We start from the raw sequence: 20,932 nt of genomic DNA, 5'->3' as shown, positions 1-20,932 counted from the left end.
AAAATATACGACGTAAATAAGCGTTAAAGTAGCATGTTAACTAAAAATACGACTGTAGTCTTTCTTTTTGTATTCCTTTTTCAAGTATCTGCTTCTTTTTCGCAAATATATACTCCTAAATACAGCAATGAATTTCTTGCGATTGGTATAGGTGCACGTGCATTTGGTATGTCCAATGTGCAATCTGCAGCTGTAAACGATGTCACTTCTGCCTATTGGAATCCGGCAGGTTTACAACGCATTACAACGAAGTATGATATTGGCTTAATGCATGCCGAATATTTTGCAGGCATTGCTAAATACGATTATGTAGGTTTTGCAACACGTCTGGATTCCCAAAGTGTTATTGCAGCATCCATTATCCGATTTGGTATTGATGATATCCCGGATACAAGATATTTATTTGATGGAAGTGGAAATGCTAACGGACAGATCAACTACAACAACATTCGATTTTTCTCTGCTGCCGATTATGCTTTTTTAGTTTCGTATGCACGCAAAAGTAAACTGATTGAAGGTTTGAACTTAGGTGTGAATCTGAAGATCATTAACAGAACAGTAGGTTCGTTTGCTACAGCCTGGGGATTTGGTTTCGATGCAGGTGCACAATACAAAGCCGGTAAATGGGATCTTGGTCTTGTTGCAAGAGATATCACAGGAACATTTAATGCATGGTCGTACAATACAGCTTTGTTGAAAGATGTTTATGCACAAACGAACAATGAATTACCTAAAAATTCCATTGAAGTTACACTACCTCGTTTGATTCCGGGTGTGGCACGTAATTTCAAACTCACAAAAAAAATCGGATTATTGGCAGCTACTGATCTGATAATTACGTTTGATGGTAAAAGAAATACAGCTGTAAGAACGGGTGTATTTTCAATAGATCCTGCCGTTGGTCTTGAATTCGATTATATGAAGATAGTATTTCTACGATTTGGTATGGGAAATATACAACGCATAAAAACATTTGAAGGTAATTATAGTACCAATATTCAACCCAATTTTGGAGTAGGTATTAAGATCAGCAAGTTCACAATTGATTACGCGTTAACAGATCTTGGTAATTTTTCTGAATCTCTATATTCGAATGTATTCTCTTTAAAATTCTCATTTGATAAAATCAAATAGTTTATGACTTTAAGTAAAGCCATAAAACAACTGGTTTTCGTAAGTGTATTTTTTATACAGATACTGAATGCATATTCGCAGAATGGATCTGAATGGATAGTTCCCAATCAATCGTATTTTAAAGTAAAGACCTTTCAGGACGGCATATACGCAATACCTTATACGCAGCTTCAATCATCAGGCATCAATACAAGCGATCTCACAAATCTACAAATGTGGTTCCGCGGAAAAGAACAAGCTGTGTATCTGAATAACGATAGCTTGTTTTTTTATGGAAAGAAAAATGACGGAACATTGGATTCATTATTGTATGCTGCAAATTTTCAGGCGCACACCTATTTCAATTTACTGTCCGATACCTGCGCATATTTTTTTACAATTGGTGCGCAAGCAGGAAAACGGATTTCAATTGGTACTTCTCCAATTACAAGCAATACCGATGATTGGTATTATGAAGAATCACTAACTGTATTTACGGAACAATATCTTAGAGGTAAAGTCTATTCAACAGAAACCCATAAAAGTGATTATGATATGGGTGAAGGTTGGTTTGGCTATAGGATGGGCTTAAATGGGGTAAGAAGGGTAGATGTACCCATTACAAATGCATTCATATCTGCTTCAGCAAACATTCAGCTGGAAGCCCAGGCTGTAGGCATGTACGACAATTCCATACATCAGATTGTGTTGCTGGTTGGCGCGGACCCAAATGCACCTGATTACACATTTGCGTTCCCAACTTTTTCAAATCTTGAATTTAAAACTGTTACAGCCTCAATTCCCAGTTCATATTTAAATAGTAAATCTACACTGAGCTGCTTTATTAAAGTAACGGGAACCACTGCAGATTTTATAGCACCTGCATATGTAAAAGTAAAATACCCTCGTACCTATATAACTTCTGCTTCACAAAATAAAATATTAAACATTGCTGATAATGGCAATCAGGATCGTTCAATTGTATTGAATAATTCTTCGCGTCCTAAAATGTTGCTGGATATTTCAGATCTATACAATCAAACTTTAATTGATTATTCCTATAGCAATCCGAATTGCACATTTACAATTGCATCGGTTGTTAATAAGATACTTATCTACAATCAGGCATACAAAACCATTTCATCTATTCAGTCTGTAAACCTGAGCTTACCTTCGTTAACTGAAAATTATTACATCGTTTATCCGGATGTATTTGAACTGTCAGCAGAAAATTATAAACAATACAGAGCTTCAGCGCCGGGTGGATCGTATGCTGCAGATAAATATTCCTTTGAAAAACTTTGCAACATTTATTGTTACGGAGAATTTTCACCTGTTTCTATAAAACGTTTTTGTACAGAGCTTGTGAATGCAAGTGCCTCAGAAAAATATCTGTTGATATTGGGTAAAGGAGTTACTGCTTCTATGGGGAATTATTTTAGTGGGATAGGGTCTGTTTATTACCGTTTTAATCCTGGACAATTCTGGAACAATACAGATTACAAAAATCATTTAACAAATCTGGTACCTACGTTTGGTGAGCCAGGTTCTGATCTGATGTACAGTATTGATGCTAATTTTGTTGCACAGATATATACTGGAAGAGTACCGGCAAGAACAAATGATGAAGTGAATGCATATCTGGATAAAGTACGAATTCATGAATCATTAGATTCAACAACGATCTGGCGTAAACATTTGATTCATTTAAGTGGTGGTAAAACTGCTTCAGAAATTTCACTTTATAAAAGATATGTTGATACATACAAGGCATATGCTGAAAGTCCTCATTTTGGAGGGAAGGTTGTAAATACATATGTAAAAAATCTTCAAAACGGTTCTGTAGATAATCAACTTATAACAAATGTAGCGCTTGATGTAAATGCTGGTATTTCACTGATGACATTTTTTGGACACTCTTCTGCTGAAATAAATGATGTGGATATTGGCTTTGTGTCGAATCCAATATATGGGTACAAAAATACCGGTAAGTATCCAATGCTTCTGGTGAATGGCTGTACGTCTGCTAACATTTATACAAATTATTCTTTTGCTGAAGATTGGGTAAATACACCAAACCTGGGTGCCATAAATGTTTTGGGACATACAGATATTGGATATGCCAATAATTTAAATCAATACTCAACTTATTTTTATGAATTTCAATTTAATGATGAACGTTATAGAAATCGATCTATAGGGTTTGTTATGAGAAAAGTGATTGATTCTATTGTATCCGTAAATGCATCGATAGATGTGGTTTCTCAGGCACAATGCACTCAAATGAATTTATCTGGTGACCCTGCCATGAGATTATATAGTCCAAGTAAACCGGATTATGCAGTGTATGGGGACAATCAAACAGCTGAACGCAAGTGCGCATTAGCTTCATTGAATGGATTAAATGTAACGGCTAAAGATCCATTTAAAATTATCATTCCGGTAGACAATTACGGTAGTACTCCGAATAAGACAGTTGATATTATCATCAGTCGATATGTAAATAATGTTTTTGTTAAGAATTATCAGATCTCACTTTCCCCAATCTATTATCGAGATACAGCTTCAATTGAAATCATTAACAGCGATGGGAATTACGCAGGTGAGAATAAGTTTATTATTTCTATAGATCCGCTGGATTCGTTACAGGAAATTCAAAAAACGAATAACGTTGCATATTTGAATTATTACATGCCATTGAGTTCTGTTAAATGCATCTATCCATTAAATTATAGTGTAGTCTCCAGTCAGCCTGTTACGTTGGTTGCTCAGCCAACAAATTTATTGATCAATGCAACGGAATATTATTTTGAAATTGATACATCAAAATTCTTTAATAGTCCATTTAAACAAACAGCTGTTGTAACCAGTGGTTCTTTACCAAGCTGGGTTCCTCAGTTGGTATCGAATGTGTCACCTTCAGATAGCATCGTTTATTTTTGGCGTACACGCTTCAAAACAATTCAAGCGCTTGAAGATACCATATGGGATAACAGTTCATTTATTTATATAAAGAATAGTAATCCGGGATGGTCTCAAACAAATGTGGATCAGATATTGGAAAACAATTTGATTGGTTTGAAATATATCCATGCAACGAAAACCTGGTTATATCCAACCACATCCGCTGAATTAAGAGTTCAGGCGTCAGGTGGTGTGGGTTTTGGAGGAGATAGAGATAATACATTATTGAGCATTAATAACCTTCCAATTTTGCAGAACTCTGCATATTATAATTGTGCAGGGGCGGGAGGTTTTGTGCTTTTCATATTAAACCGTTCGTCATTGACACCTATTATTTATACGCCAAATAATTATGGGTGGTCTTACTGTGGTCAAAATTTTGACACAAAACTTGTTCTTGAGATTCTTTATCCAAGCAATACAAATACTCCACCAAGTATCAACTATATATATGGTAGAGATGCTGATGGATTTATTAATGCAGTACAACATACAAATAAAAATGACATTCTGGTTGTATTTAATGCAGGAAGCAGCAGCAAAGAAACATGGCCTGCTAATCTTCAAACGTATTTCAGAGACTCATTACATGCTGGTCAAATTGCAAATTTGACAGATCATAGACAAGCATTTTTATTGGTCACAAAACGTAGTGCATTAACTCCACTAAGTGAAAAGGTAAATACAAGTATTGATGCAGGTACTGTTGTTACAATTGATACTACACTCAATAGCTATTACGACAGAGGAACCATTACGACAAATTTGATAGGTCCATCCAGCAAATGGGGTAAAATGTATTTTGCTATAGATACGTTTGCAAACGACATTGCCACACTAAAATTAATCCGATACAACATCTCCGGTGTTGCTATGGATACGATAACACTTCCAAAGAAAGATTCTTTAGAGATGAATGGTACATATTTGATTGATGGCGTACATACGTATTGCAAATTGTACCTGGATATTGAAGACAATGCTACATTAACTCCGTCGGTGCTTAAGAAATGGCAGATCATATATAACGGAGTACCTGAAGGTTCTCTAAATCCATATGCAGTTGGCTTAGATAAATACAATCCACAAACCCGTGCAGAAGGAGATACGATTCGCTATACGTATCGTTTTGATAATATTTCAGATATAGATTTTAGTCAGCCAATTAAAGTTGTTTATTCAATACGAAATGAATCCGGATATTTAAGACTGGATACGGTTACCTACACCGCATTGACAGCAAAACAAAATATGTCTTTTGAATATAAATTCTCTACAAAAGGTTTAGTAGGTAAGAATTACATTCAGGTATATGTGAATCCTCAATTCCAGGCAGAACAATATTATTCAAACAATATTATTGAAACATCTTTTGTTGTTGAAGCAGATAAAACACAGCCAGTATTGGAAGTTGCATTTGATGGCATTCGGATTTTTGATGGAGATTTGGTTTCTGCAAGTCCGTTAATTAATATTTCATTGCGCGATAACAATCGATATTTATTAATGTCAGATCCGAATAGCATTGAGTTGTTTTTACAATATCCCGGACAATCAACGCCTATACAAATAACATCTACAAGCTCCATGGTGAAAAGCTGGAGTCTGGAGAATGCACGTACCAATACCTTTGTTGCTGAAATACAACCAACAGGTTTGGTTGATGGCACCTATACAATCATTGTACAAGGGATAGATGCTTCAGGAAATAAATCAGCAAACAATCAATACCGCATTACATTTAAAGTAGAGAACAAACCATCTATTTCATATTTCTATCCATATCCAAATCCGTTCTCAACAAATTGTAGATTTGTATTTACCTTAAGCGGAACAAGCGTGCCGGATAAAATGAAAATTCAGATCATGACTGTTTCAGGAAAAATTGTAAAGGAAATATTTAAAGAAGAACTGGGGCCATTGCATATTGGTAATAATATTACAGAATATGCCTGGGATGGAACAGATGAGTTTGGTGATCGGTTAGCGAACGGTGTGTACTTATACCGAGTAATTATAAAGGATGAAAGTCAGTTTTTTGAACACCGTGAAAACGCAGGTGATAAGGCTTTCAAACACGATTGGGGCAAGTTATATATATTAAGATAGATTGGTATTTGTTGGTTTAGAGGATTAATTGGATTGGCATTAGAAATTTATATCTCTTTTAAATAAATAAGTTACGTCACATATTTAAACTTCAATTGTCAATTATGAAAAAAATAATTTTAATAAGTAGCCTAGTGCTCGCTTCAGCTTTTTTATTAGCAGGATTCATCACAAATTCAAATCAAAAAAGTGCTGTTAATACACGTACAGAAGAGTACGCCATTGTGGATGTACTTGAACAAGGTAAGAAAAAAATAATCCGCGTAACTATTGGTGAAGAACCTGCCATTGAAAGAGAATGGGAAAAACAAAAAACAGATCTTTATGGCGATTATACTCCAGTAATGAAAGAACTACATGCATTAAACGAAAAAGGATTTGAAATAGTAAACTCTTCGCTAGCGTTTACTCCGGCCCCGGTCTCTAATGGAAATAGCTTTGGAAGTGGGTATCCAAGAAGTACTTTTCTACTTAGAAAAAAAATACAATAAAAATAATCTTCTAATCTCTTAACTAAACCTATAAGGTTTTTAAAAACCTTATAGGTTTGACCATAAAAATCACATATTATTTCTCATACGTCACAAACGAATACGAGTACACATTTTTTTCATCTGGTTCGTGTGCAATGTTTTCAATTTCTTTCCAGCTTGAAGACAAGGGGTCTAAAAAAGTATCACCTTTAAAATCCTGATGAATGTTAGTTAGATAAAGTTTGTCGCAGACATCAATCGCTTGCTTGATCAGGTCTGCACCGCCAATCACAAATGCTTCTTCGTCGTTATTTTTCTGCGCAATGTCAAAAGCTTCAGTCAATGAGTGAGCCATTACACAGCCTTCAAATACTAAATCCTTATTGCGCGTGATTACGATGCTTGTGCGGCCGGGTAAAGGTTTGCCTATAGATTCGTAGGTCTTTCTTCCCATAATCATGTGATGACCCATGGTAATAGCTTTAAAACGCTTTAGGTCGGCAGGTAAATACCACGGCAATGTATTATCAATACCAATAACTCTGTTTTGAGATTGTGCTACAATGATAGAACGGATCATATTTTATTTCCTTTTAAAAAGTCCTGTACAGACATGCGTTTTTTTCCTTCCGCCTGAATTTCAAGTAACAATAACCAACCATCAGCACAGGCAACTTTGATAAATGTTTTGTTGTCGGATTGAATAGTGCCGACAGCAACATTTGTTTGACTGAGCTCAGGAATAGCTTTAAATACTTTATATGTTTTCTCTGCATGTACAAACCAGGCAGAAGGAAATGGATTTAATCCACGTATAAGATTATTGATTGCAACACACGAATTATTCCAGTCAATGGCTCCAGTTTCTTTATAAATCTTAGGTGCATGAATCGGAGTGCCTTGCTGCGGTGTAGACGTATATTTTTCAGATTCGATCAAACGTACGGTTTTCAATACAAGATCAGCTCCTGATATTTTTAGTTTATTGTAAACGGTTTCGAATGTATCTTCTGCTTCAATAGGAGTTTTATCCTGTAAAAGAATATCACCGGTATCGATCTGATGTTTCAAAAAGAAAGTAGTACATCCTGTTTCTTTTTCGCCATTAATGATTGCCCAATTGATTGGAGCTGCGCCTTGATATTTTGGTAGGAGAGAACCATGTAAATTGAAGGTGCCTATCGAAGGCATTTGCCAGATTACTTCCGGCAGCATTCGGAATGCTACAACAATGAACAGATTGGCGTTATAAGATTTAAGCTCTGCAATAAACGCTTCATCTTTCAACTTCTCCGGTTGCAAAACGGGAATGTTGTATTTTAACGCAGCTTCCTTTACAGCCGAATACTGTATCTTCAAACCTCTTCCGGAAGGCTTGTCCGGAGCAGTAACAACAGCCGCAACATCAAATCCGTTTTCGATTAATATTTCCAAACTGGGTACAGCAAAGTCGGGTGTACCCATATATATAATTCTTAATTTCATACTCTAGTTGTCAGTAGACAGTGGTCAGTTGTCAGTGGAATACATTATACTGTCCACTCGCAACTGATCACTGACCACTAGTTTATTCAAAGTCTGTATACAGTAAATATTTTTTTCTCATAGCCTTATAGATCACCAAATCTTTCTGCCATGTTTGTTTTATCTCAGTAGCAGATTTTTTTTCAATCAGCTGTTGCTTTAATGTTGTTGTTCCTGCGAGTTTATCAAAGAAATTATTTTTTCCGAAGTAACCTGCTTTATCACTAGTGAGTTCATACATTTTAATTACATAGCTTAGATCTACTTCCTTTTTATAAACTACATTTCGCAGATCAAAACCATAGCATTTTTTATTCATGTGCATCGGATCCTTAGACATACCGTCAATACTAACCGGTGTAAATGAAAAGGTAGTATCGGTTGTGAAAGGAGAACCAAGTACCTGGAATGGAAAATACGTACCACGACCAACACTCACATTTGTTCCTTCAAAAATACCTAAAGACGGATACAAGCGAATGGCCTGATTGTTCGGCATATTGGGAGATGGTTTGATCGGTAAAATATACTCGGTATTATGTGTGTAATTTAATACAGCTATAACCGTAAAGTTACATTTTAAACTATCCTTTAACCATTTTTCACCTTGGATCATTTGCGCAAGTTCGCCTACGGTTAAGCCATGCACAATTGGCAAGGGCAGCATCCCAATAAATGATTTCAGTTTCATATCTAAAACAGGTCCGTCTACATAATCGCCATTTGGATTTGGTCTGTCTAATATCAACAATGGTTTGTTGTTTTCAGCACAGCTTTCCATTACCAGATACATCGTTGATATATACGTAAAAAAACGTGCGCCCACATCCTGAATATCATAAATGATAATGTCTACATCAGCTAACTGTTCCGGTGAAGGTTTTTTATTACTGCCATATAATGATACCACAGCAATGCCTGTTTTTTTATCGGTATACGATGCAACATGTTCCCCAGCATCCGCTGTTCCTCTAAAGCCATGTTCCGGAGCATAAATTTTATGAACATTAATACCTAAAGAGATAAGTGTATCTACCAAATGTGTTTTACCAACCATGGCAGTGTGATTTACAACCATGCCTACTTTTTTATTCTTTAATAAGGCCAGGTACTGATCCAGACGTTCTGCACCGACCTTCAATGGCTGAACAATAGCAACAGAATCCGTTGATGCAGTTGAACGTGTAATTGCTTTGGTATCGTTTGCAGGCGGAGTAGAAGAACAGGAAAAAATAAGGTAAATCGGCAAAGCGATAATTATCCCCGCAAAGAATCCTTTTATACGCATAGAAATCTGTATATTTGAATGTATGAACATAGTTCAAAATTAGTAAAATTTGAATCTTTATTACTTTATATCGTCAAGAATACAAAAAAATGATCGGCAGTCATTTTCATCCCTGGTGCATAGGATTGCTGTGGTTATTATTTTTCTGGGTTTTTTATTGTCGATAACTTCTTTATGTATCCTTGATGGCTTCAAAACGAGCATCAGAGAGAAGATCTTCAGTTTTGGCGCACATATTCATTTGACCAAATACGATATTGATAAGTCGTATGAAGAATCTCCTTTTATCATTCAGCCGAACACCCTTGATTCTATAAAAGCGATACCTACAATAGAACATGTACAAGGTGTATCGCATAAGCCTTGTTTGCTAAAATCTTCCACAGAAATTCAAGGAGTAATTTTGAAAGGAGTAGGCCGCGACTTCGATATAAATCGTTTCAAAGGAAATATTATTGATGGCTCATTCATCAAATTTAACGACAGTACCTATTCCAAACAGATCGTTATCAGTGATAAAATTGCAAGTAAATTAACACTGAAGACAGGAGATAGTCTACTGTTATATTTTGTACAAAACCCACCGCGTTACCGTAAAGTAGTTGTTTCCGGAATTTATCAGACTGGCTTAGAAGAACTGGATGAATTATTTATCATTGGCGACATTCAATTGAACAGAGTGTTGAGTGGTTGGTCTCCCAAACAGATCGGTGGATTGGAAATATATGTATCCGATTTTAATCAATTGGATTCTACTGCAAGTGAGGTGTATCATCAAATGGATTATGATATGCAGATACAACTTATTACAGATAAGTATCTGCAGATATTTGATTGGCTCAATTTATTGAATCGGAATGTGTCTATATTTCTGGCCTTGATTATGGGCGTTTCATCTTTTGTGATCATTGCTACCATTATTGTAATGGTTATGGAACGTACACCTATGATCGGCTTACTGAAAGCTTTCGGAACAACAAATAAGGAAGTAAGTAGGATTTTTCTCTGGAATGGTTTCCGAATTATTCTGATTGGTATGGCTACCGGAAATGCTGTAGCACTGGGCTTGTGTGCGATTCAATATTATACAGGCATTATTCCGTTGGATGCGGAAAATTATTTCATGAGCTCTGTACCAATTGAATTTCCGTGGCTGGCAATTGCGTTGGTAAACATAGGAGCACTGTTAGCTTTTACTGTTATTCTTGGAGCTCCAGTTAGATTTATTTCCAGAGTAACTCCAGTAAAGGCAATAAAATTCAATTAAGATTTTATTGCGTTGAGTTGAAATTTCATTTAGTTAATCATTAAGCAAAGCGGATAAATATCTAAAACCGTTAGCTAAAGCACAACGGCAATGAAGCGCGGCAGAACATTTAATAATGTTCTGCCGCGCTTCATTGCCGTCACATTTATGTGACGGATTAAATTGATTTAGATAAGAATAGTTGAGTCAGCATTAAAAACTAAATGCGCTCCTTTACAGGTATCCAGATCTCTTCTTCTGAATCGGGATCGTTGTTTTTATATTTCTCGCCCATCAACGCAAAGTGCGGTCGATCATCCAATACATAATCTGATTGCGGCAACCAGTTCTTAAAAATAAACTCATAGGTTTTATAGCCCTCTACAGCCGGACCTTTATGAATAAATACTGCATATAAACCCGTTGGAATTATTAGTGTTTGTAGATCGCTTGATGGATAGCTTAATTTATCTGCTTCAACGGCAGCCCACTTTACAAAAGATTTAGCAGGATTGAAGTTGCTAAAAAAAGTAATGTCACTATAAAGTTCAACTGAATATAAATTAGCATTTGCAGGCAGATTCAATTGCTTTACTTTGGGCATGAAATTCTTCCAGAGTTCTGTAGTCTTGTTCTCTGCAAAAGACATTTGAATGCTGTTTCCCAGCATTTTTTTTTCAGTGAAGAGTTCTATTCTGGAAAACATACGTCAATCGTATTAAACCTTTGGATGATATGTTTGAAAAAGGCTTTTAAACTTCATAAGTAGCACACCAAAAATTGCTTCTCTGAAAATATTCATAGACATTTTGGATGTACCACGTGTTCTATCCATAAAAATAATAGGAACTTCTTTTAATTTGAAGCCGTATTTCCAGCATAAAAATTTCATTTGTATCTGAAATGCATAACCTACAAATTTTACTCTCTTATATGGAATTGTTTCAAGAACTTTTCTGCTATAACATTTGAATCCTGCTGTTGCATCTTCTACCGGCATACCAGTGATTAATTGTACATATTTTGTCGCGAAGTACGACATCAATACTCGACCAATGGGCCAGTTTATTACCGTAACACCATGTACATAACGGCTGCCGATAGCCACATCTGCACCTTCTTCACAGGCAGCATGCAAACGGATTAAATCATCGGGATTGTGTGAAAAATCAGCATCCATTTCAAACATGTAATCATATTTGTGTTCGATGCCGTAAGTAAATCCTGCAATGTATGCCGTACCCAAACCAAGCTTACCTTGACGCTGTATCATGAAGATACGTTCTGGAAATTTTAATGCATAGGTTTTTACCAGTTCTGCTGTACCATCCGGCGAGTTATCTTCAATAACCAGCATATCAAACGGTACAGACAGCGTCATGACTTTGTCAATCAGCAAACCAATGTTTTCTATTTCGTTGTAGGTTGGAACAATTACGAGATTTTTACTCATGTTCAAAGTTAAGGATTGTTTTATGAAAGGAGAATAGATGACACTATATTTTCACCGAAGGATAGTGTGAATTTCTGCTCCTTATAAGCTTAACGCTAAATTACGGGCACTTTGTATACATTCACCCAAAGAGATGGAATTTGTCCAGTTGGAAGTGAAATAAATAGTACTTTCCTCTAATGTATTTAACTCTTTTCGAGCCACTTTTAAATGTATATCGTATTGAGGAATAGCTTTTTCCCAACCGGCAATGTAAACAAAAGTCGGATCACCCGTTATACTCAGATCTTTTTTTAGCTGAGCTACAGCTCGCTCTTTGATCTCTTCTTCATTCAAGTTGCTGTATTCCGGATGATACATTCCGCCTATAAAAGAAGTGGTAAGTATTTCATCCTCCGGACAACGCTCTTTGAAAATACTGCTGTTCCATATCGTACCTGCAAGAAATGAAGACTCAACAGAAGGATATAAGCAACCAAATCCACGCATGGCATGACCTACATCTTTGCTTTTGAATGCTGCATATACAGCTTTAATAGGAGCATACCGAACCTTGTTTAACTGAGCTGCGCTATCGGAAAAATGTTCTTGCAATAATTCAGCTGCGTTAAATGCGGTGCCGCAAAAAACAACTTTATCAGCTATCATGTTTTCAATGCTCGCTCCATTTTTTTGAATCGCAATGCTTAATCCAGCTTCATGTTTTGAAACGGAAACGACTTTTGTTTGCAATGAAAGATTTGAAATCCGACTTGCAAGTGTATTGGTTAATGTTTGAAGGCCACCTTTAAGCGAGGCTGTACGTCGTCGCGAACCAAAACCTTTTTTGAAAACACCTTTAATGATGCTGCCATATTCTTTTTCCAATGCAACCAACGACGGAAATGTTTCTTCGATCAATAATTGTTTAATATCACCAGCATAGACGCCAGTTGCAAAAGGATCTATGGTGTATTGAGTAAACTCTTTTGAAAAACGACGGGTGAAAAAATCATATACCGATTCATTTTCAACAGTCTTGGAGGTGTTAAAGATTTCTTTGAAAATTGTTCTTTTAGTTTGAAAAGAAAAGAAAGAAGAGAATAAAAATGAAAGCGGTCCGGATGGGACCTGCTGTACACGACCATTTTTATAAATGAATCTGTTCTTATTAACCAAAGCTGCATCTTCAATAGAAGAACTAAGATTGAGTTCATTTAAAAAAACATCAAAAGCTGCATCAATCAAAATAGAATTTGGACCGACTTCCAATAAGTACTCATTTACTTTAACTGAATTTATATAACCACCTGTTCGAGAAGAAGATTCAAGAAGTATATAAGGCTTCTTTGCTTTCTCCAATTCGTAGGCGAGTGTCAACCCAGATATACCTGCTCCGATTATAACGATCATATTCTCTTTGATAACTCTAAATTATTAGTAAATCTTCAGTATTTTTGTAAAAATCTCATAAAAATGAAAAATAAATGTGTGTTTTTGGATCGCGATGGAGTAATCAACGTGGACAATGTCAATTATACCTATAAAGTTGAAGAATTCAAGATCATAGATGGTGTTATACCAGCATTAAAAATGTTAAAAGATGCGGGATATTTATTGATCATCATTACAAACCAATCTGGCATTGCAAAAGGTATTTACCAGCACGATGATGTATACAAATGTCACGGTTATTTTGATAAAGAATCAGGCAATTTAATAGATGAATATTTTTATTCTCCATACCACCAATCAACTTCTGAATCCTTATCCCGTAAGCCAGGTTCATTAATGTTTGAAAAAGCAATTGCAAAATACGATATCGATCTTGCACACTCGTGGATGGTGGGAGACAGAGAGCGCGATATCATTCCAGCAAACAATCTTAATATTCCAACGATCTTAATTGAAGAATTTCCGAATACAGAAACAAGCGCTAAGTATAAAGTGGATTCGTTGTTTGAAGCAGCGGAGCTAATTTTGAAAAGTAATAGGTAATAAGTTTTACGTTTTAAGAATCGTTTCATTATAAGAAAAGCCTCTCGCTAATTAAGCAAGAGGCTTTTCTTATAATATGATTTAAAATATTCGTTTACTATATGTACATCTTAAAATCTATTACTTATAACCTAGAACTTTCAACATGCTTTCTTTCGTCTGCTCAGGTGCAAATAAATCGTAGGTAAAAGTACCGTCTGCATTTTTATTTATCAGGATGTGTTTCGGTGCAGGTACCAAACAATGCTGTATGCCACCATATCCGCCGAGCGATTCCTGGTATGCACCTGTATGGAAGAAGCCTATGTATTGAGGCTCTTTGTTATCCAGTTCAGGCATAAACAATAAGTTTTGATGGGCTTCTGAATTGTAGTAATCCATACTGTCGCAGGTAATACCACCAAGCTTTACCTTTTTATATGGCTTGTCCCAGCCGTTTACTGCAAGCAATAAATATTTTTGATTCAAGCCCCAAACATCCGGAAGGGTAGTGATGAAGGAACTATCGATCATATACCATTCTTCTTTATCATTCTGCAATTTACTGCCCAATACAGAATATACAGCAGCTCCGCTTTCGCCAACCGTAAAGCTTCCAAACTCTGTAAAGATATTTGGTGTTGGTACACCTTCGTCTTCACATACACGTTTGATTGTTTTAACGATCTGGTCGGCCATGTATTTATAATCGTATTCAAAATGAACAGAAGTCTTTATTGGCCAGCCACCGCCAATATCAATGCTATCCAGATCCGGATTTATTTTTTTCAATGTACAGTACATATGTACAAAGCGGCTTAATTCACTCCAGTAATACGTAGTATCTTTAATACCTGTATTGATAAAGAAGTGCAGCATTTTTAGTTTGAACTTCGGATTTGATTCGATCTTCTCTTTGTAAAACTGAACTACGTCATTGTATCTGACACCCAGGCGTGAAGTATAAAATTCAAACTTCGGTTCTTCATCTGTAGATAAACGAATTCCTAAATTACAGGTTGTGTTGACGCCTTTTTCGTATGCCTCAATTTCCTCAAAATTATCTAAGATCGGAGTACAGTTAAAGCCTTCATTCACTAACCCACAGATATAGTCCGTATACTCAATACGTTTAAATCCATTGCAAATGATGTTCGTGTCTTTCGTTATTTTATTTTTTTCAAACAGAATACGAACAATCGGAATGTCATAGGCAGATGAAGTTTCAATATGTATATCATTCTTCAATGCCTCTTCCAATACAAAACTGAAATGAGAAGATTTGGTGCAATAGCAATAGGTATAGGTACCGTTGTAATTATTATCAATAATGGCCTGATTGAATAAGTGTTTCGCCTTTTGTATCTGAGAACTTATTTTTGGTAAATAGCTTAACTTTAAAGGTGTTCCAAATTTTTTGATCACATCCATTAAAGGAAATCCATTAAAATGTAATTCATTGTTGACCAACTTAAACTCTTCGGTAGGAAAGTAAAAGGTTTGGTCAATAAGGTCAAAATATTTATCCATGTATGGGCTTTTGTAAATACGAATTGTCTGCAATAATCACATAAAAAAAAATACTATGCAATTGAAACGTATGAAAGTCATTAAGAAATAATATTGAAAATGATGCATTTTATCTGACTGCCTGATTTATAGCCTGTTTAAAATGAATAAGGGCGTTAGAGGAATTGAATTTTCTGCTGATAAATAGGCAAAAATGATGCATCTTTGTAGTTCAATACAATTTATGAATCGTTTATGAATCCTGAGTTCTTATTAAAAGAATCAATAGCTAAAGGCTTACTGCAAGAATTTTCTATAACTGTTGCACCTGAAACCATTTTACTTGAACCAACACGCAAAGATTTTGAAGGTTCTTTAACGTTTGTTGTTTTTCCTTTTATCAAACAGGCAAAGGTTGCTCCAGAGCAGCTTGGTTCACGCATCGGTGCTTTTTGTCAGACAGATATTCCAACAGTTATTTCTTCGTTTAATGTAGTTAAAGGCTTTTTGAATATCGTTTTCAACGACGCACTTTGGGTAGAACAATTATATACCAACTTTCTTCGAGAAGATTATGCGCAGTTATCTGATGGCAAAGGCGAAAAAGTAATGGTGGAATACTCTTCACCGAACACAAACAAACCTTTGCACTTAGGGCATTTGCGAAACAACTTTTTAGGATACTCGATCAGTCAGATCTTAAAGGCCAATGGCTTTGATGTGATCAAAGCAAACCTTGTAAACGATCGAGGAATTCATATTTGTAAGTCAATGATTGCATATCAGAAATCCGGTTCGGGGGAAACTCCCGTAAGTACAGGTATGAAAGGTGATCATTTGGTTGGTAAGTATTACGTAGCATTTGATAAACAATTAAAGAAAGAAGTTGAAGCGCTTGTTGAAACGGGTATTTCAGAAGAGCAAGCTAAAAAAGAAGCACCTATTCTAAAAGAAGCGCAGTCGATGTTATTGAAATGGGAGCAAGGCGACAAAGAAGTATACGATCTTTGGAAAACCATGAATGGCTGGGTGTACGAAGGTTTTAATGCTACTTATAAAAAGATTGGTGTCGACTTCGATCATTTCTATTACGAATCAAATACCTATTTATTAGGAAAAGATATTGTTGAAGAAGGCTTAGCTAAAGGCGTATTCAACAAACGAGCAGACGGTTCGGTTTGGATCGATCTTACAGCAGAAGGTCTGGATGAAAAGCTTGTGTTACGTTCAGATGGAACATCGGTATACATCACACAGGATTTAGGTACTGCAGAATTGAAGTACAATGATTTTGGCTGCAAACGTTCAGTATATGTAGTTGGCAACGAGCAGGACTATCATTTTGTAGTCTTGATTCATATATTGAAAAAATTAGGTAAGCCATATGCAAATGGTGTATATCACATGTCATATGGAATGGTTGATTTACCTAGCGGTAAAATGAAATCACGTGAAGGCACTGTAGTAGATGCAGACGACCTTGTTAACGAAATGATTGAAACAGCCAAAGAGCGTACCTTAGAGCAAGGTAAAACGGATGGTTTTACAGAAGCAGAGGCTACACATTTATATGAAATCGTTGGTTTAGGTGCCTTAAAGTATTTCCTGTTAAAGGTAGATCCTAAAAAACGTATGATGTTTAATCCGGAAGAATCCATCGAATTTCAAGGGCATACCGGTCCATCTATTCAATACACATACGCACGTATTTCAGCAATCCTTCGCAAGGCCGAAGAATTAAATATCAAAGAAGCGTTACCGGCAGGATATAAACTGGAAAAGCTGCACCCGTATGAAGTATCTGTATTGGAATTGTTAAGCAGATTTCCGGAAAAAATTCGCGAAGCCGGTGTAGAGTATAGTCCTTCTACCATTGCAAATTATATATTCGACGTTGCCAAAGAATACAATCGTTTTTATGCAGAAGTTTCGATCTTCCATGAAGAAGACGAACTAATCAAATCTTTTAGAATTGCCTTTTGCAGAGCAGTTGCTAAAACAATTAAGGATGGTATGTTGTTACTAGGTATAGAAGTACCTGAAAAAATGTAAATCTATGAATGTTTCAAAAATTAAAACTCTTTTATTTATGGCATTTCCATACTCAATCCTTATGTTTTTCTCATCTTGTTTGGGAATTAACAGCGACGTTAAAAACAGACCTATGACCGAAAATGTATCAAAACCAACAACAAGTATTTATGATATTGAAGTTGTTACAATAGATGGAAAGGCATTTGATCTCCATACGTTAAAAGGGAAAAAGATTCTTATTGTTAATACAGCTTCAAAATGCGGGTATACTCCTCAATACGAAGAGCTGCAGCAGCTTCATACACTGCATGGAGATTCTCTTACAATCCTTGGGTTTCCGTGTAATGATTTTGGCGGCCAGGAGTCCGGTACTGAAACTGAAATTGCTACTTTTTGTACTAAAAACTATGGTGTAACATTTCAAATGTTTGAAAAGCTTCATGTTAAAGGAGATGAACAACATCCTTTATATAAATGGCTTACAACACCAACATTAAATGGATGGAACAAAGATGCTCCAAGCTGGAATTTCTGTAAATACTTAATAAGCGAAAATGGAGAGCTGTTAAATTACTTCGGTTCAGGTGTAAAGCCCATGAATCAGGTAGTGCTGGACGCAATCAAAAAATAAAGCAGAACGTTGTTTTATATAAAAAATGCCATCCCGACGGATGGCATTTTTTATTAAGTCAAATTGAGGTATATTTAGCAACGAACTGATTCTTCCACATATTTCCTTCAATATTGAAACGTACGTTTGTTATAGCAGATATTCATGGTTGTATTAAAAGTTTAAAAGCTTTAATCGAAAACCAGCTGCAGCCGACAAGTGAGGATCAATTCATTTTTCTGGGAGACTATATAGACCGGGGACCTGACAGCAGAGCTGTTATTAATTATCTGATAGACATAAAAAACAGCTATAGAAATTGTGTCTTTTTAAGAGGCAATCACGAGCAGATGTTTATCGATGCTCAAAATTCAATGCAAGCTCACAATCGGTGGATTCTTAGTGGAGGAGAACAGGTGATGATTTCCCATGGGTTGAAAAATCATGACCATGTTCCATTTCATTTTCAGGAGTTTATAATAAATACAAGTTATTACTTTCAAGATGAGCGATATATCTTTGTGCATGCAGGCTTAAACCATTTAGCAGAATTGCCGTTGAAAGATTATAATGCAATGATGTGGATCCGTGAATTTCATGTCACAAAACAGTTAACTGGTGGACGGATCCTGATTCACGGACATACACCAACAACTCTGGATATTATCAAACTACAGGTTGCAACTGCTGATACACAACTTGAAATATGCCTGGACAATGGTTGTGTATTCAAAGGACAACGAGAAGGAATGGGCAATTTGCTTGCATTAGAATTGAAAACAAATACATTATTTATACAAAACAATATTGACTTTTAATTCCAACACATTAATGAACACAAATTATTCTGACTGTCTATTAACCGAAGTTGCCTGGGAAGTATGTAATCAGGTTGGTGGTATTTACACTGTTATCCGTTCCAAAGTGCCTACTATGACAGAGGTTTGGGGCGATCGGTATTGTTTGGTAGGCCCATACTTTGCAAACAAAGCTATAGCTGAGTTTGAACCAATCGATAATTATGACGATGTCTTTGGTCAGGCAGTCTTGAAAATGCGCGACTTAGGTTATGAAGTACATTATGGATATTGGTTGGTATCAGGCAGACCTAAAGTAGTATTGATAAATCATTTCTCTGCATTTTACAGATTAGGTGAAATCAAATACAGTCTTTGGGAAAATCACGGTATATCAAGTCCTGAAGGAGATGATCTGTTAAACCAGGTTATAGCTTTTGGTTTCTTAGCTAAAGTATTTCATCAGCAATTAGATCATGCAAAAGGCGACTTACAATGTGTTGCTCATTTTCATGAATGGATGACAGGTACTGCAATCCCTGAAATGCGCAGAGAAAATGTAAAGGCTTCTATTGTATTTACTACGCACGCAACCATGTTAGGGCGCTACTTAGCGATGAATGATCCTAATTTTTATGACAATTTACCTAACTATGATTGGAATAAAGAAGCAGTAAATTTCAATATAGAAGCTGCTGTAAAAATTGAACGTGCAGCAGCACATGGAGCAAACGTATTTACAACTGTGAGTGAAGTTACCGCTCGTGAATGCGAATCGTTATTAGGAAGAAAGCCGGACTTGTTATTGCCCAATGGTTTAAACATCGAACGCTTTACTGCTCTTCACGAATTTCAAAACTTACACAAAGAATACAAAGATCAGATCCATGAATTTGTGATCGGACATTTCTTCCAGAGTTATACATTCGATTTAGATAAAACCTTGTATTTCTTCACATCAGGTAGATATGAATATAAGAACAAAGGTTTTGATATTACTCTAGAGGCTTTAGCCCGCCTTAACTGGAGATTAAAAGAAGAAAATACAGATACAACGGTTGTAATGTTCTTTATAACAAAACAGCCGTTCCATACCATCAACCCTCAGGTACTTCAATCCAGAGCAGTGATGGAAGAGGTTAGAAGCAACTGCGATGCGATTGTACAACAATTAGGTGATAAGTTATTTGAAGCTGCAGCATCAAGCAGTGATTTAAAATTACCTGACTTAAATAAATTTGTCGATGAATACTGGAAGCTGCGTTTGAGAAGAACATTGCTTTCATGGAAGTCACACGAATTACCCAAAGTTGTTACACACAACTTAGTCTACGATAATCAGGATGAAATTTTGAATTCAATCCGCAATTCAAATATGATCAACAACCAACACGATAAAGTGAAGATTGTATATCACCCGGATTTTATTGCAAGTACCAACCCATTGTTTGGTATGGAATACGGACAGTTTGTACGTGGTTGTCACTTAGGTGTGTTCCCGAGTTATTACGAACCTTGGGGTTATACTCCGCTTGAATGTATGGCTTCAGGTGTACCTGCTACAACATCGGATTTGGCTGGATTTGGAGATTATGTATTGAAAAACATTCCGAATAACGAAAACAAAGGTATCTATGTAACAAATCGTTTCCATAAGAGCTACCACGACGCTGCACAGCAACTCGCAGATCAAATGTATCACTTTGTACACTTGTCGCGCAGAGACCGTATTACGCAACGTAACAGAGTGGAGAGCGCTTCCGAACATTTTGACTGGCAGAACTTAGGTAGCTACTACGATAAAGCACATCGCCAGGCTTTTTCAATAGCGGTAAATAACTGAGAGTGGTCAGTAA

General features: G+C 36.1%; 16 protein-coding genes. 9 read left to right on the top strand and 7 right to left on the bottom strand.

Annotated elements, in window-relative coordinates:
- Positions 1 to 33: 33 nt before the first annotated feature.
- The 3 genes from A3EE_RS0110465 to A3EE_RS0110455 all read left to right on the top strand — a co-directional run bounded on the left by A3EE_RS0110465 (position 34) and on the right by A3EE_RS0110455 (position 6,677).
- A complete protein-coding gene (locus A3EE_RS0110465; RefSeq protein ID WP_018343395.1) occupies positions 34 to 1,134 on the top strand; it encodes a putative type IX sorting system protein PorV2 in 1,101 nt (366 codons plus the stop codon).
- Between the two features lie 3 nt (positions 1,135 to 1,137).
- Positions 1,138 to 6,186, top strand: a complete 5,049-nt coding sequence (gene porU2 / locus A3EE_RS0110460) for a putative type IX secretion system sortase PorU2 (RefSeq protein ID WP_018343394.1) — start codon at positions 1,138 to 1,140, stop codon at positions 6,184 to 6,186.
- 104 nt (positions 6,187 to 6,290) lie between these two features.
- Positions 6,291 to 6,677, top strand: coding sequence for a hypothetical protein (locus A3EE_RS0110455; protein ID WP_018343393.1), 387 nt, complete (start codon positions 6,291 to 6,293; stop codon positions 6,675 to 6,677).
- A gap of 76 nt (positions 6,678 to 6,753) precedes the next feature.
- Here A3EE_RS0110455 and A3EE_RS0110450 read toward each other — a convergent pair whose 3' ends face one another.
- The 3 genes from A3EE_RS0110450 to A3EE_RS0110440 form a co-directional block, all read right to left on the bottom strand.
- The gene (locus A3EE_RS0110450) at positions 6,754 to 7,239 is read right to left on the bottom strand and encodes a dihydrofolate reductase (RefSeq protein ID WP_018343392.1); all 486 of its coding nucleotides are present in this window, start codon (positions 7,237 to 7,239) and stop codon (positions 6,754 to 6,756) included.
- Positions 7,236 to 8,144 carry a methionyl-tRNA formyltransferase gene (gene fmt, locus A3EE_RS0110445; RefSeq protein ID WP_026209724.1) on the bottom strand — a complete coding sequence of 303 codons (909 nt, stop codon included), beginning with the start codon at positions 8,142 to 8,144 and terminating at the stop codon, positions 7,236 to 7,238. The genes A3EE_RS0110450 and fmt overlap by 4 nt, the downstream gene beginning before the upstream one ends.
- An 82-nt stretch (positions 8,145 to 8,226) precedes the next feature.
- Complete coding sequence (locus A3EE_RS0110440; RefSeq protein WP_245553829.1) at positions 8,227 to 9,471, bottom strand: exo-beta-N-acetylmuramidase NamZ family protein; 1,245 nt, start codon at positions 9,469 to 9,471, stop codon at positions 8,227 to 8,229.
- 130 nt (positions 9,472 to 9,601) lie between these two features.
- On the opposite strand from A3EE_RS0110440, the gene A3EE_RS0110435 reads away from it, so the two are divergent.
- Entirely contained in the window at positions 9,602 to 10,738 is a 1,137-nt protein-coding gene (locus tag A3EE_RS0110435) for an ABC transporter permease (RefSeq protein ID WP_018343389.1), read from the top strand.
- Between the two features lie 199 nt (positions 10,739 to 10,937).
- Here the strand turns inward: A3EE_RS0110435 and A3EE_RS0110430 are convergent, their stop codons facing one another.
- The 3 genes from A3EE_RS0110430 to hemG form a co-directional block, all read right to left on the bottom strand.
- A complete protein-coding gene (locus A3EE_RS0110430) occupies positions 10,938 to 11,423 on the bottom strand; it encodes a GyrI-like domain-containing protein (protein WP_018343388.1) in 486 nt (161 codons plus the stop codon).
- A 12-nt stretch (positions 11,424 to 11,435) separates the two neighbouring features.
- The gene (locus A3EE_RS0110425; protein WP_018343387.1) at positions 11,436 to 12,170 is read right to left on the bottom strand and encodes a polyprenol monophosphomannose synthase; all 735 of its coding nucleotides are present in this window, start codon (positions 12,168 to 12,170) and stop codon (positions 11,436 to 11,438) included.
- A gap of 81 nt (positions 12,171 to 12,251) precedes the next feature.
- A complete protein-coding gene (gene hemG / locus A3EE_RS0110420; RefSeq protein WP_018343386.1) occupies positions 12,252 to 13,562 on the bottom strand; it encodes a protoporphyrinogen oxidase in 1,311 nt (436 codons plus the stop codon).
- 63 nt (positions 13,563 to 13,625) lie between these two features.
- On the opposite strand from hemG, the gene A3EE_RS0110415 reads away from it, so the two are divergent.
- A complete protein-coding gene (locus tag A3EE_RS0110415; protein WP_018343385.1) occupies positions 13,626 to 14,147 on the top strand; it encodes a D-glycero-alpha-D-manno-heptose-1,7-bisphosphate 7-phosphatase in 522 nt (173 codons plus the stop codon).
- Between the two features lie 120 nt (positions 14,148 to 14,267).
- Here the strand turns inward: A3EE_RS0110415 and A3EE_RS0110410 are convergent, their stop codons facing one another.
- Complete coding sequence (locus A3EE_RS0110410; protein ID WP_018343384.1) at positions 14,268 to 15,656, bottom strand: type III PLP-dependent enzyme domain-containing protein; 1,389 nt, start codon at positions 15,654 to 15,656, stop codon at positions 14,268 to 14,270.
- A gap of 234 nt (positions 15,657 to 15,890) precedes the next feature.
- Here A3EE_RS0110410 and argS point away from each other — a divergent pair, with 234 nt between their 5' ends.
- From argS to A3EE_RS0110390, 4 genes are all read left to right on the top strand, one after another.
- Positions 15,891 to 17,687 (top strand): arginine--tRNA ligase, encoded by a 1,797-nt coding sequence (gene argS, locus A3EE_RS0110405; protein WP_018343383.1) that lies wholly within the window; start codon positions 15,891 to 15,893, stop codon positions 17,685 to 17,687.
- 37 nt (positions 17,688 to 17,724) lie between these two features.
- Positions 17,725 to 18,300: a glutathione peroxidase gene (locus tag A3EE_RS0110400; protein ID WP_033417833.1), complete on the top strand. Its 576-nt coding sequence runs from the start codon at positions 17,725 to 17,727 to the stop codon at positions 18,298 to 18,300.
- Between the two features lie 113 nt (positions 18,301 to 18,413).
- On the top strand, positions 18,414 to 19,097 hold the full coding sequence (locus tag A3EE_RS0110395) for a metallophosphoesterase family protein (protein ID WP_018343381.1): 684 nt from the start codon (positions 18,414 to 18,416) through the stop codon (positions 19,095 to 19,097).
- A 13-nt stretch (positions 19,098 to 19,110) separates the two neighbouring features.
- Complete coding sequence (locus tag A3EE_RS0110390) at positions 19,111 to 20,919, top strand: glycosyltransferase (RefSeq protein WP_018343380.1); 1,809 nt, start codon at positions 19,111 to 19,113, stop codon at positions 20,917 to 20,919.
- Positions 20,920 to 20,932: the final 13 nt, after the last annotated feature.

Source organism: Cytophaga aurantiaca DSM 3654 (assembly GCF_000379725.1).
GTDB lineage: Bacteria > Bacteroidota > Bacteroidia > Cytophagales > Cytophagaceae > Cytophaga > Cytophaga aurantiaca.
The sequence above is the reverse complement of the archived record's forward strand: the minus strand, read 5'-3'. Positions and strand labels throughout refer to the sequence as shown.

What these genes read in the sequence shown, in the direction of transcription:
- hemG (WP_018343386.1), bottom strand. Translation starts at nt 13,562, where the DNA reads ATGATCGTTATAATCGGAGCAGGTATATCTGGGTTGACACTCGCCTAC.
- A3EE_RS0110415 (WP_018343385.1), top strand. Translation starts at nt 13,626, where the DNA reads ATGAAAAATAAATGTGTGTTTTTGGATCGCGATGGAGTAATCAACGTG.
- porU2 (WP_018343394.1), top strand. Translation starts at nt 1,138, where the DNA reads ATGACTTTAAGTAAAGCCATAAAACAACTGGTTTTCGTAAGTGTATTT.
- A3EE_RS0110430 (WP_018343388.1), bottom strand. Translation starts at nt 11,423, where the DNA reads ATGTTTTCCAGAATAGAACTCTTCACTGAAAAAAAAATGCTGGGAAAC.
- A3EE_RS0110455 (WP_018343393.1), top strand. Translation starts at nt 6,291, where the DNA reads ATGAAAAAAATAATTTTAATAAGTAGCCTAGTGCTCGCTTCAGCTTTT.
- argS (WP_018343383.1), top strand. Translation starts at nt 15,891, where the DNA reads ATGAATCCTGAGTTCTTATTAAAAGAATCAATAGCTAAAGGCTTACTG.
- A3EE_RS0110465 (WP_018343395.1), top strand. Translation starts at nt 34, where the DNA reads ATGTTAACTAAAAATACGACTGTAGTCTTTCTTTTTGTATTCCTTTTT.
- A3EE_RS0110450 (WP_018343392.1), bottom strand. Translation starts at nt 7,239, where the DNA reads ATGATCCGTTCTATCATTGTAGCACAATCTCAAAACAGAGTTATTGGT.
- A3EE_RS0110440 (WP_245553829.1), bottom strand. Translation starts at nt 9,471, where the DNA reads ATGCGTATAAAAGGATTCTTTGCGGGGATAATTATCGCTTTGCCGATT.
- A3EE_RS0110410 (WP_018343384.1), bottom strand. Translation starts at nt 15,656, where the DNA reads ATGGATAAATATTTTGACCTTATTGACCAAACCTTTTACTTTCCTACC.
- A3EE_RS0110390 (WP_018343380.1), top strand. Translation starts at nt 19,111, where the DNA reads ATGAACACAAATTATTCTGACTGTCTATTAACCGAAGTTGCCTGGGAA.
- fmt (WP_026209724.1), bottom strand. Translation starts at nt 8,144, where the DNA reads ATGAAATTAAGAATTATATATATGGGTACACCCGACTTTGCTGTACCC.
- A3EE_RS0110400 (WP_033417833.1), top strand. Translation starts at nt 17,725, where the DNA reads ATGGCATTTCCATACTCAATCCTTATGTTTTTCTCATCTTGTTTGGGA.
- A3EE_RS0110425 (WP_018343387.1), bottom strand. Translation starts at nt 12,170, where the DNA reads ATGAGTAAAAATCTCGTAATTGTTCCAACCTACAACGAAATAGAAAAC.